Below are 9,088 nucleotides of genomic sequence, written 5' to 3'. Positions count from 1 at the left end.
CATAGGCTCGGCATGTTTATAATCAACCCAATTATCCTTGCGGTCTTCCATCAACGAACATTCACTCAAAGAAACATAAACATTTTCCGGCTCGAGATCTAGAATTTGCTTGATCGCGTCTTTGGCCTCACGAAACTTGTTTAACCGGGCAGAGCAAAGAAATCTTCGATGCAATAGGATTTCCTTAAATTTTTTATCGTCTGTTTTGGCGAGTTCCTCACTTAGCTTGCTTAGAGCAAGCTCCGGATTTCTGTCCTTAAGGGCTCGCTCAATTTCTAAATAAACAAGCAAATTTTTATCTGTGAGGCCCGCCGAAGCGATTTTTTCAGTGTTTAATGCCTTCATTAAATCTGATAGAAGTGAAGCATTTTTATCTGCTTCTAGAATTTCGAGATGCTTCTTTATTGTTCGAGACGTCGTTATTTTTAGCTGACTGTTTTGAAGATAAGTTTCGATTATGTGCGCTGCCCTATCGGATGCTAATTTCGCATTGAAAGGAGTCGCGTCGGTAGAAAGCATCGTATACAGATCTGCCATTAGTTCATCAAATCCGGGAGTCAAAACATAAAATGAATTTGGTCTTTCGAGAATTGAAAACGCTTCTTGAGTTATTTCATCCTCGTCTCTAAAACACCAAAATAGGCCGTTTTTTAGGAAGAGCGGGCTATGGGACATTTCCTCGATGGTCCGTGTTATTGATTTATCCGATCCAGAATATCCCGCAATAATAAGCCCATATTCTTTTAGAAATTCTTTGAGCTTTTCTTTCATGTTTTCCTCCAAATTTTTAGTTTCATCGGAGGTGTTTTTTAACCCATCAAACAAATAGTCTCCGTGCAATTTAATAATTTTTGTGCGTCGAGACGTTATGCTGATTGTATGAACAGAGGAATCATGCGCACAAACGAGGGCCCTCTCAGATGAAAATTGATAGAAAGCCTCATTTAATAAATCGTCGAAATTAGTTGTAAAAATGGTCTTTAATTGGCCGGCTTCAGTTATCCTAACTAAATACGCGTAGCCAATAGATGGAGTCTTTTCAGCTACCTCTCTTTCAATAAATTTCCTTCGATTTGTTGGAAGGGGGTAATTTCTTTCGATTAGGCTGGAATATTCACGGTTTTCGTCGTACCAGTCGGATGCGTTTTCCCGCAGCCATTGTTTCATTTGATCAATCGGATGTTCACTAGAATCTCCTTTTAAATCCTCATAAATTATTTTCCTCCACTCTTCCACCATTTCACCCGCCGTTCTAATGCCGCTATTGCGAGATGCGCCAGCCCCCAAGAAAAGGCAGAAGTTTGGGTTTTGATCCGCACGAGTGGAAATAATCTGCTTTAGCTCAGAAACGGTTTTGTGTTTTTTCTTTCCAAGTCTTTTTTCCAATTCTATTGCTTTCATTTCATTATATACTGAAAACCAGTGTTTAAGTAACACGTAAAATATTTTAATGATGGTAAATAGTTTATCAGTTAATTAGGTATAGATTCACAAGATAAAGGTTTCCCACGAGTATTGATATTGAATTCCTGACATGGTATCATAATTTATGACGTTCTGCCAACAGTGATTTTTGCAGCAGCACTGTGACATTAAGCATCCTAAGTTATCGCTAAGCTCAAAATGAGCATAGATCACAGGGCGAGTCCGGAAACCACGTGCAGGAAGTATTTACACGCACAGATTACATGAATTGCTTTCACGGCGAAGACCGATGCCCTCAGCATAAAATCTGCACGCAACTTTCCAAAACCCGTGGTGTAACCCTTTAACCATGCTCCTCAAATCCCTCTGCCTTCTCTTTCTCACCTCAACCGCGTGCTTCGCGCAACCGCCCACCACCAACTCAATCACACCTGCCGAACCCAAAGGATTTCTGGTATTCGAAATCGAGCGGTATTTATACAGCACGAGAAACGGCAAAGGTGATCAGGACGGAGACCTCAAACAAAGTTTCAAAGTCCCTTTGATCCCGGAATTCATGACCAATTTCAAGGAACTTCCCGGCCAAAACAGTTCCGGCACTGGATTCTATTGCCGCGCGGGAGATCCTAAGAGCGATTCCACCGGCACCGGCTTTATGTGGTGGATTCGGAGAACCGCAGACCATCGGTGGGCGATCAACATGTGGGGAAAAGGCGCTGAAGCCATTGATGGAGTAAAACTCAACTCCGCAAACTGTAATGTCTCCCAAAACGTCACCATCAGGAACTGGGAAGACCTGGACATGAATTACCTGCTCTCCTTTTTTAGCAAAGATAAAGGGTTGAACGTCTCCTTCACCGCAAAATATCTCACCGCCCAGGAAATGAAAACCGCCGGCCCCATCCCCACAGCTCCCGTGGAAACCGCCGACCATTCAATTATTTTTAAAGGTGAAAACCCCGCTCAATCGCCCATCCAAATCGAATGTGGCTTCCAATGAACCCAAAGGCCACGCCAATTTTCCCCACTGAAAACTGAAAACTTGAAACTGAAAACTTCCCCACCCCATCCAAACGATAAAGATTGTGAACCACCCGCGTTTTTGCTCTCATCGTGCGATGCGCGCCAACGCCGCCGTCGCCAATCTTTGATCGAACCAGACCATGACCCAATCCAGTTTCACCATCCCGCCCCACCCGAAATCCTCCCTCAAGGAATCCGTCATGCGTTTCCTTTGGCACGCCTCCGGTCGCCGGCCCAGCCTCGACGGCTTTTTCACCGCCCTCCTCAAGCACCGCCACTACCTGCCCGAAGTGGACCCCGCCGCCTGCATCCCGCGCTTTGACGAATCCGAAGTCAAATTTCGCCGCTGCCCCGTCGGCGCCTGGTCCACCCCCATCATAGACGTTTACGTCCTCATCAAAGCCGCCATCGGCTTCAACTCCAAACGCATCCTCGAACTCGGCAGCTACCGCGGCGATACCGCCCGCCTCATCGCCGAAAACACCCCCGACGACGTCCGCATCTGCACCGTTGACGCCCACCCCGACCACGGCGCCTCCTATCGCGACACCCCCTACGCCAAACGCATAGACCGCAAAATCGGACAAATCTCCCCGCAACTATTCGCCCCCGGCGAAAAATACGATTTCATCTTCGTGGACGCCAACCACGACTACCACTCCGTCATGAACGATACTATGGTCGCCCTCCAGGTACTATCCGATCAAGGCGTCATCTTCTGGCACGACTACCACTTCAAAGCCTACTTCCACGGCATGGGCGGCGTGAACGAAGCCATGAAATATTTCTCCGCCCAACAACCCATCGTCGCCATCAACGGAACCGTCCTCACCATGTCCTCGCGCCATCCCGGCTGGGAAACCGACCGCATCCTCCGCGCCCTCCCCGGTAAAACCGGCGCCGCCAACGTCTGGCAAGACACCGGCTTCCGCGGCTAAAATACCGCTGCTGAAAACCGAACCGCTTCCCTTTAAAAAAGAAATAATTGACGGCCCCACGTTCGCCATTCAAAAATGGCAAAAATAAACTATGCCTGCGCAACCCAAAGCCACCCTCGAAAAACTTTTGCAACTCCTCGGCTTCGATGCCACCGTCGAGGAAAGTGCGCTCGAAGACGGCTCCTTCCTCGACGTGAAGACCGAGGATTCCGGCCGCCTCATAGGCCGCCAGGGCCAGGCCCTCTCCGATCTCCAATACATCACCAACCGCCTCCTCTTCCAGCAGGACCCGAACTGCCCCAAAGTCATGGTGGACGTGAGCGGCTACCGCGCGCAAGCCCGCGATGCCCTCGTCAAAAAAGCCAAAGACGCCGCCGAAAAAGTCCGCCGCTGGGGTGACGTCGTCGAACTCGAACCCTTGAGCGCCTTCGACCGCCGCATCGTCCACAACGCCATCAAAGACGACCCCGACATCGAAACCCACAGCGTCGAAGTCGAAGGCACTGATAAAAAAGTCATCCTCTTCCGTCCCCGCAACCGCTGACTCGCCCCCGCCGAAAAATTTTAGCGCGCCAAAAATTGCGCGTACAAAAACTTTCGCTCGCACCCTGGCGCCGGTGATAGCTCGCTTCGTCGTCAGTAAAATTTCCATCTTGGCGCATCACGAGAAACAATCCAGCGCCGCAGAGCGAGGATTTTTAATTTATGGCGAGGCTTCGGCGAAGGAGTGGGTCAGCGACCCACGACTGAGCCGAAACGAAGCCATAAACTAAAAAGACCGCTCTGCCTAAAAAAAAGAAGTGGGCCTTCGTGTACAAGCAAGGCCCGCTGGCGGATGTGCATTGAGGTATTGCGTTATACGCGGAGGTCTTGCCGAATTAGCCACCTCCATTTTCCCTTACGTTACGCGGCTCGTTCCTACTAATACAGACACCGCCCGGCGGATTTTGATTCAAAATATTTAAAAAATTTTTCTAACCTGCCCATGCCTCACTCACACTCCTTGCTCTCCCGCGAACCTTTTTCCAGCATATACTTCGTCATCAAAACCAGCCCCAGCGTCTGCACCCACTCCGATACGATATTTCCCACCACCTGGCCCCAGCGCGAATTCGCATCCATCCGCACATACAAGATCAACCACCCGATTCCCGTAATCACCAAAAAAATGCTCAACGAATGGCCGTGGATAAAATCGCGTATCCGGTTCTTCAAATGCCCGCGTGCCGGCCGGCTCTCCTCCGAACCCCGCTCCAAAAAATATTTCGTCGCCACGATGATCACCAGCGAGCCGCTCCAATCCGCAATCGCATTTCCAAAAAACGAACCCAAATGTTTGTTCGGATCGGATTTGCAATAACCCACGATCCAGAAAATCAAAATCCCCAGCGTGACGAGCGACAGCGAATGAAACCGAAAAAAATGTTTCCGGCTCGATACTTTGCTTTTCCGATGAAGTTTTTTTATCATGACTCGTTGTTGGTTACGGGAATATGAGTGCGAAAGCACCTGTTGTAAAGATGCAGGCAAATTCCAACGCCGCCAGCATCCTCGCCTCCGCGAAATAGCGGTAATCAGGTTTAACTTTTTCCCGCAACGCGAAAGCTTTCTCCCAACCCACTTACAACTTCGCCGCGCCCTTCCGCACGTCCAGGCAAACCAAATCGCCCTTCGCATTGCGACAATAAATCCGCCCGTTGGCCAACACCGGCATCGTCCAGCATTTCCCGCCCAGCACCTGCGCGCGCGAAATCGGCTTGAACGCCACCGGCGAAGCCTCCGCCACCATCAACTCGCCCTTGTCGCTCAGGCCAATGATTTTTCCATCGGCAATCATCAACTCGCCCTTGCCAAAAGTTGGCTCCTCCCATTTCACCTCCCCGGTTTTCCAATCGAGACATTTCAAAACGATCACGCTGCTCGACACGTCGTCTACGCCATAAATATATCCCTGCCACAACACCGGATTCGTGATGTGCGAACGCATGTTTTTGTTTTGCCAAATCGTCGTGGGTTTGTCGTTGCTGATGTCCACCAGCGCGCAGCCGTGGTCGCAGCCCGACGTGATGAACATTTTCTGGTCAAAAATAATCGGGTCGGCGGCGTTGATGTCGTAGAGCGTTTTCCACGGATAACTCCACACCGTTTTTCCATCCGCCGGTTTGAATGCCTCCGCCGTGGCCGACGCCGCGATCACCACTACGCGCTCGCCCTTATCCATGAATATATGCGGTGAGGAATATCCCGGAACCGTCGTGCCCGAATGCCAGACCATCTCGCCGGTTTTCTTGTTCAACCCCATCCCCGCGCTGCCCGCGTCCAAAATCAAAACATCCCCTTCGACCAGCGGCGAACCGGCAAATCCCCACGTCGGAATTTCCGCGCCGTAATCCGCATGCACATTTTTATTCCAGATTACCTTGCCCGTCGCCGCGTCGAGACAAAATAAATCCCCCTGCCGGCTGAGCGTATAGACGCGCCCATCTTCGACCGTCGGTGTGCAACTGGGTCCGCCCTCATAATATTTCGGCTCGAGAATGCACTGATAGGAATGCTTCCAGATCGGCGCGCCGCTGGCGGCATCGAAACAATAAATCGTGTCCGTCTTGTCGCCGTCATTGCCCATCGTATAAACGCGGCCCACGCTCACCGACATCGAGGAAAATCCCGTGCCCACCGAGGTTTTCCACAAACGCGTCGGACCTTCATCCGGCCAGTTCGCCGACCAGCCGGTCTCCTTGGAAATCCCATTCGCATCCGGCCCGCGCCAGCGATTCCAATCCTCCGCCCGCGCAACGGGAACGCTCAACGAAATTCCCATCCCCACCGCGAAAACCATTCCGATCAGCCTCAAATTCATGACGCAGAAGTACTGCAAGCGCAGGCAAGTGTCAACCGCCTCCCCACGGACCGCGAGTCTGCGACCCGCAGCAACTCCCGCCAAGATTGCCGCTTACGATTTGGCAATTATTTTGAAAAGTAACCAGCGGCTAGTTTTGAATGTTTTTTATACAATACGGGCTGAGCCGCAGGCGGCTTGACCGTATGAACCTTGCTGCGGGTCGCAGACCCGCGTTCCGTCAGGACAAGTTGACATCGCGCGCTTCGCGTGGCTCATTGAGTCCGCTCGGTTAATTTTATTACCTCCATGCACGCTGACATCTGCACCGCCAACGATGCCGCTGCCGTCGCCCGGCTTCGCGACATACTCCGACGCCTCGGCGCGCAACCCGGCGACAAAGGCTGGTTCACCGGTTGCGACCTCTACCCATTCACCATCGGCAGCGAACAACTCTGTGTCACCCGCGACGAATGGTCCGTGGATATCGAAGGCCCCGATGCTCTCGTCAAAAAAATCGTGAGCGAATACACCCAGGCCGAAACCTAAAAATCCTTTTCATTTCCATCCGTGTCCCGTCCGTGTTCCATCCGTGGCAAAAAAATTTCCACCATCCAGATAACTAGACAAACTCTTTCAAACGGGCCAAACTGGGCCATGTCTTTCAACCCCGAGTCGCGACTGGACGCCCTCTGGCAGGAATACAGCCAGGCGTTCGTGGATTTCGACGACCTCACGCTCGCGCGCTGGCTGGCGCAGACTCTCGGCCAGCTTGAAGGACGCGTCTGGCGTCTTTCCCATCCGCTCCTCGGCGCGTACCGGCTCGCCGCGCAACTCGCCCATCAGCGCCAGGTCTGGCTCAAGCGCCTCGCCACGCCGCCCGCGAGTTACTCCGAAGCTCCCTGCTGCCGCGCGCCGACGTTGCTTTTGCTCACGCGCGATGTCCGCGAATCCGGTTTGCTCTGCCAGCATTGCAACGAAACCCTCGTGCCCTTCGAGGAAATTCCCCAGCCTTTGCGCGACGAACTTTCCGACTGGGCCGCGAAGTACGCCCCCGTCCACGCCGTTGCGCATTGGGACGACCGCCAGCGCAAGTCCGCCGGCAATTACGATCAGGCTTACGAAGACGCCGCGGAGGAAGCGGAAATCCTCCTCGGCTTCGCCGGCCGCCAGCTCATGCCCAAGCTCCTCGAATATTATCCCGCCGCCGTCTGGGAAGACCAGGACGAGTGCCTCGCCGTGCAGCCCGAGGACATCGAGCTTTAACTTCGCATGAAGACCCTGTTTCGTTGGGCGTTTCGGCTCTTCCTCGTGCTGATCGTTTTGTTGATCGCCGCGATTTTGCTGCTGGACACGATGGCCCGCGAATTCGTCGAGTATCAACTGCGCAACGATACCGGCCTCGAAACCAAAGTTGGCCACGTCACCGTCGGCCTTCTGCATCCCGAACTTACCATTGAAAATTTGGTGCTCTATAATCGGGCGCAGTTCGGCGGCTCGCCCTTTATCGAATTGCCGGAACTGCACGTGGAGTACGATCCCGACGCCCTTCGCTCGCGCAAACTTCACTGCACGCTGCTGCGTTTCAATCTCGCGCGCGTCAACCTCGTCGAAGACAAACAAGGCCGCCGCAATTTTGAAGCGCTGTTGAAATTTTTCGCCGCGTCCACCACCACTCCCGCAGCGCCCGCGCCTCCTTCGCATCCGAACCATCCAACCGCCCCCGCGTGGCACGACGTTCGTTTCGGCGGCATTGACACGCTCAACATCTCCATCGGTCGGGCTACGTATCTCCACATGACGCAGCCTGGCAAAGTGGACGAACTTAAATTCAACGTCGAGCATCAGATCTTCACCAACGTGAAAACCGAACAGGATTTTTCCGCCGACCTCATCGTCGCACTGCTCAAGAGCAACGCCAGCCTCATGCAAAGCGGCAATCCGCAAACCTGGATACAACTGTTTTCACCGCCAGCGCCACCGCCAGCCAAAAAACCATGACGCTCAAACGCATCTGTGTGTATTGCGGCTCCAATAGCGGCAGCCATTCCGACTACGCGGACGCCGCGCGCGAACTCGGAACCACGCTCACCCATCGCGGTCTCGGGCTCGTTTACGGTGGTGGACGCGTCGGGCTCATGGGAGTCATCGCGGATTCGGTGCTCGCGGCCGGCGGCGAAGTCATCGGCGTCATTCCCGAGGCGCTCGTCAAAATGGAAGTGGCGCACGGCGGTCTCACCGACCTGCGCGTCGTCAAATCCATGCACGAACGCAAGGCTTTGATGGTGGACCTGTCCGATGCCTTTATCGCCATGCCCGGTGGCTACGGCACGCTTGACGAATTTTGCGAAGTCCTCACCTGGGCGCAACTGGGCATTCATCAAAAACCACACGGCCTTCTCAATGTTCGCGGTTATTACGATTCTTTCCTCGCGTTCCTCGATCACTCCGTCGCCGCCGGTTTCATCCGTCCGGCGCATCGTGAATTAATCCATACTTCCGCCAATCCCATCCAGCTTCTCGACCTGCTCGCCAACGCCCGGCCCTTGCACACTCATAAGTGGCTCGACCGCAATGAAACGTAAGCGTAGCTAAGTTGCCTGCAATTCCTTTACGGCCTTTAACCGCGCTCCCAAAATAAAAGGCGCAATCCATAATAAATCTAAAAACATATCTTATGCACACGTATCAAAAAATTCGGACTCGACCTTTTTTCCCAAAATAATCCGACTAACTGCTTGTCATTTATTTTAGTGATGTCAGGATAGCACGATTACGTTCTGACAAGTGAATGACTCTGGTTGTAACCGCATAAAGAAGTTGGCAAGTCGCAAGGAGATTTGTTTCTCGTAGTCTATTGAAG

10 protein-coding genes are annotated in these 9,088 nt (G+C 52.6%); 7 read left to right on the top strand and 3 right to left on the bottom strand.

The window, feature by feature from the left end; genetic code table 11:
* Window positions 1-1,401, bottom strand: a 1,401-nt coding sequence (locus VH413_05645; GenBank protein ID HEX3798167.1) for an SIR2 family protein, incomplete at its 3' end; no start/stop codon positions are given.
* 373 nt (window positions 1,402-1,774) lie between these two features.
* Between VH413_05645 and VH413_05640 the strand changes: the two genes are divergently transcribed.
* From VH413_05640 to VH413_05630, 3 genes are all read left to right on the top strand, one after another.
* Complete coding sequence (locus VH413_05640) at window positions 1,775-2,425, top strand: hypothetical protein (protein ID HEX3798166.1); 651 nt, start codon at window positions 1,775-1,777, stop codon at window positions 2,423-2,425.
* A gap of 163 nt (window positions 2,426-2,588) precedes the next feature.
* Window positions 2,589-3,386: a class I SAM-dependent methyltransferase gene (locus tag VH413_05635; GenBank protein HEX3798165.1), complete on the top strand. Its 798-nt coding sequence runs from the start codon at window positions 2,589-2,591 to the stop codon at window positions 3,384-3,386.
* A 91-nt stretch (window positions 3,387-3,477) separates the two neighbouring features.
* Window positions 3,478-3,930, top strand: coding sequence for a R3H domain-containing nucleic acid-binding protein (locus tag VH413_05630; protein HEX3798164.1), 453 nt, complete (start codon window positions 3,478-3,480; stop codon window positions 3,928-3,930).
* Window positions 3,931-4,376: 446 nt separating this feature from the next.
* Here the strand turns inward: VH413_05630 and VH413_05625 are convergent, their stop codons facing one another.
* Both VH413_05625 and VH413_05620 read right to left on the bottom strand, forming a co-directional pair.
* Window positions 4,377-4,856 carry a hypothetical protein gene (locus VH413_05625; protein HEX3798163.1) on the bottom strand — a complete coding sequence of 160 codons (480 nt, stop codon included), beginning with the start codon at window positions 4,854-4,856 and terminating at the stop codon, window positions 4,377-4,379.
* A gap of 151 nt (window positions 4,857-5,007) precedes the next feature.
* A complete protein-coding gene (locus tag VH413_05620; protein HEX3798162.1) occupies window positions 5,008-6,246 on the bottom strand; it encodes a PQQ-binding-like beta-propeller repeat protein in 1,239 nt (412 codons plus the stop codon).
* 288 nt (window positions 6,247-6,534) lie between these two features.
* Here VH413_05620 and VH413_05615 point away from each other — a divergent pair, with 288 nt between their 5' ends.
* The 4 genes from VH413_05615 (at window position 6,535) to VH413_05600 (ending at window position 8,810) form a co-directional block, all read left to right on the top strand.
* The gene (locus tag VH413_05615; GenBank protein ID HEX3798161.1) at window positions 6,535-6,774 is read left to right on the top strand and encodes a hypothetical protein; all 240 of its coding nucleotides are present in this window, start codon (window positions 6,535-6,537) and stop codon (window positions 6,772-6,774) included.
* A 108-nt stretch (window positions 6,775-6,882) separates the two neighbouring features.
* Window positions 6,883-7,491, top strand: coding sequence for a hypothetical protein (locus tag VH413_05610; protein HEX3798160.1), 609 nt, complete (start codon window positions 6,883-6,885; stop codon window positions 7,489-7,491).
* 6 nt (window positions 7,492-7,497) lie between these two features.
* Window positions 7,498-8,226 (top strand): hypothetical protein, encoded by a 729-nt coding sequence (locus VH413_05605; GenBank protein HEX3798159.1) that lies wholly within the window; start codon window positions 7,498-7,500, stop codon window positions 8,224-8,226.
* Entirely contained in the window at window positions 8,223-8,810 is a 588-nt protein-coding gene (locus VH413_05600; GenBank protein ID HEX3798158.1) for a TIGR00730 family Rossman fold protein, read from the top strand. The genes VH413_05605 and VH413_05600 overlap by 4 nt, the downstream gene beginning before the upstream one ends.
* Window positions 8,811-9,088 lie beyond the last annotated feature (278 nt).

The sequence above is a fragment of the Verrucomicrobiia bacterium genome, assembly GCA_036268055.1.
Classification (GTDB): Bacteria; Verrucomicrobiota; Verrucomicrobiia; order Limisphaerales; family Pedosphaeraceae; genus DATAUW01.
This window is presented reverse-complemented; position numbering and strand designations above follow the sequence as displayed.

What these genes read in the sequence shown, in the direction of transcription:
- VH413_05605 (HEX3798159.1), top strand. Translation starts at nt 7,498, where the DNA reads ATGAAGACCCTGTTTCGTTGGGCGTTTCGGCTCTTCCTCGTGCTGATC.
- VH413_05620 (HEX3798162.1), bottom strand. Translation starts at nt 6,246, where the DNA reads ATGAATTTGAGGCTGATCGGAATGGTTTTCGCGGTGGGGATGGGAATT.
- VH413_05625 (HEX3798163.1), bottom strand. Translation starts at nt 4,856, where the DNA reads ATGATAAAAAAACTTCATCGGAAAAGCAAAGTATCGAGCCGGAAACAT.
- VH413_05610 (HEX3798160.1), top strand. Translation starts at nt 6,883, where the DNA reads ATGTCTTTCAACCCCGAGTCGCGACTGGACGCCCTCTGGCAGGAATAC.
- VH413_05615 (HEX3798161.1), top strand. Translation starts at nt 6,535, where the DNA reads ATGCACGCTGACATCTGCACCGCCAACGATGCCGCTGCCGTCGCCCGG.
- VH413_05635 (HEX3798165.1), top strand. Translation starts at nt 2,589, where the DNA reads ATGACCCAATCCAGTTTCACCATCCCGCCCCACCCGAAATCCTCCCTC.
- VH413_05630 (HEX3798164.1), top strand. Translation starts at nt 3,478, where the DNA reads ATGCCTGCGCAACCCAAAGCCACCCTCGAAAAACTTTTGCAACTCCTC.
- VH413_05600 (HEX3798158.1), top strand. Translation starts at nt 8,223, where the DNA reads ATGACGCTCAAACGCATCTGTGTGTATTGCGGCTCCAATAGCGGCAGC.
- VH413_05640 (HEX3798166.1), top strand. Translation starts at nt 1,775, where the DNA reads ATGCTCCTCAAATCCCTCTGCCTTCTCTTTCTCACCTCAACCGCGTGC.